Genomic DNA, 1,854 nt, shown 5'->3' with positions numbered 1-1,854 from the left:
CGCCCGCGAACTGCGGTCAGCCGGTCCGCAGAGCCGCGGGGGCGTGCGCGGGGACGGCGGGGTGGACCGGTGCGATCGGGTCCAGTCGGGTGTAGGGCTCGTCCTGGGCGGGCCGGGGGTCCGGCTCCCCCTTGTTCGGCCAGAGCGCGAAGGCCCGCTCCGCCTGCGCCGTGATCGTCAGGGACGGGTTCACCCCGAGGTTCGCCGTGATCGCGGTGCCGTCCACCACGTGCAGGTTCGGGTAACCGAACACCCGGTGGTAGGGATCGATCACCCCGTCCTCGCGGCTGGTGCCGATCGCCGCGCCGCCGATGAAGTGGGCGGTCAACGGGATGTCGGCGATCTCGCCCCAGGTGCCGCCCGGTGTCCCGCCGATGTGCTCGGCGGCACGCAGGTTGGCCTCGTGGCCCGCGGGGATGAACGTCGGGTTGGGCGTGCCGTGCCCCTGCTTCGAGGTGTACTTGCGGCGGCCGAACCAACCCCGGGTGGTGTAGGTGGTGATGGAGTTGTCGAGGCACTGCATCACCAGCAGGATCACGGTGCGCTCGCTCCAGCGGTAGCTGCTGAGCAGCTTCGCGGTCTGCACCGGGTGCCGGGCGGCGAACCGCAGCGCCTGCTTCCAGCGGGGGACCTGGGACCCACCGTCGGTCGCGACCGTCTGCAGCAGGCTCATCGCGTTGCTGCCCTTGCCGTAGCGCACCGGCTCGATGTGCGTCTGTTCGTCGGGGTGGATCGACGAGGTGATCGCCACACCCCGGCTGTAGTCGTTGTCCGGGTCGACGGACGTCCGGGCGGCCCCGATGATCGCCTCGGAGTTCGTGCGCGTCAGCTCCCCGAGCCGGTCCGACAGCTTCGGCAACGCCCCGGTGTCCCGCATCCGGTGCAACAACCGCTGCGTGCCCCAGGTCCCCGCCGCGAACACGACGTGCCCCGCGGTGATCGTATGGGTGAACCGGCGGGAGACCGTTCCGGTCCTGCGGAGGTCGACCTCGGCGGTGCCGTCCTCCCGGCTCCGCACACCGGTGACGGTGGTCAGCGGGATCACCTGCGCGCCGAGTTGCTCGGCGAGGTAGAGGTAGTTCTTTACCAGCGTGTTCTTGGCCCCGACCCGGCAGCCCGTCATGCAGGCCCCGCACTCGGTGCACCCGGTACGGTCCGGCCCGGCGCCCCCGAAGTACGGATCGGCGACCCGCTCCCCGGGCGGCCCGAAGTACACCCCGACGGGTGTTGGGTGGTGACTGTCGGCGACCCCCATGTCGGTGGCCACCTTGCGCATCACCTCGTCGGACGGTGTCACCGACGGGTTCGTCACCACACCCAGCATCCGGCTGGCCTGGTCGTAGTGCGGGGCCAGCTCGGACTCCCAGTCGGTGATGTGTGCCCACTGCCGGTCGGTGTAGAACGGCTTCAGCGGCCGGTACAGCGTGTTGGCGTAGACCAGGGAGCCGCCGCCGACCCCGGCGCCCGCGAGCACCATGACGTCCTTGAGCATGTGCACCCGCTGGATACCGAAGCAACCCAGCCGGGGTGCCCAGAGGTAGCGGCGCAGATCCCACGACGTCTTGGCGAACTCGTCGTCGGCGAACCGGCGTCCGGCCTCGACGACCGCCACGCGGTAGCCCTTCTCGGTCAGTCTCAGCGCCGCGACACTGCCGCCGAAGCCGGAGCCGACGACCACGACGTCGTAGTCCAAATAGGTGTTACGCCCAGTCACACATATGAGCGTAGCCGCCGACCGCCCTCCTGACCAGAGGTAAGTTACCGACGAGTCGACCCGAGCCGGGAGCCGTCACCCGCCTCCCCGGGAACGACATCCGCCCGCGAAACGCGCCTCCCCGGGGCACCGGTGGGCGC

At 70.6% G+C, this 1,854-nt stretch carries 1 protein-coding gene; it reads right to left on the bottom strand.

The window, feature by feature from the left end; translation table 11 throughout:
* Nucleotides 1–16: 16 nt before the first annotated feature.
* A complete protein-coding gene (locus ACTIR_RS0100460) occupies nucleotides 17–1,714 on the bottom strand; it encodes a GMC family oxidoreductase (protein ID WP_026452816.1) in 1,698 nt (565 codons plus the stop codon).
* Between the last annotated feature and the right edge of the window lie 140 nt (nucleotides 1,715–1,854).

Source organism: Saccharomonospora iraqiensis subsp. iraqiensis, assembly GCF_000430445.1.
In the GTDB taxonomy this organism is placed as follows: Bacteria; Actinomycetota; Actinomycetes; order Mycobacteriales; family Pseudonocardiaceae; genus Saccharomonospora; species Saccharomonospora iraqiensis.
This window is presented reverse-complemented; position numbering and strand designations above follow the sequence as displayed.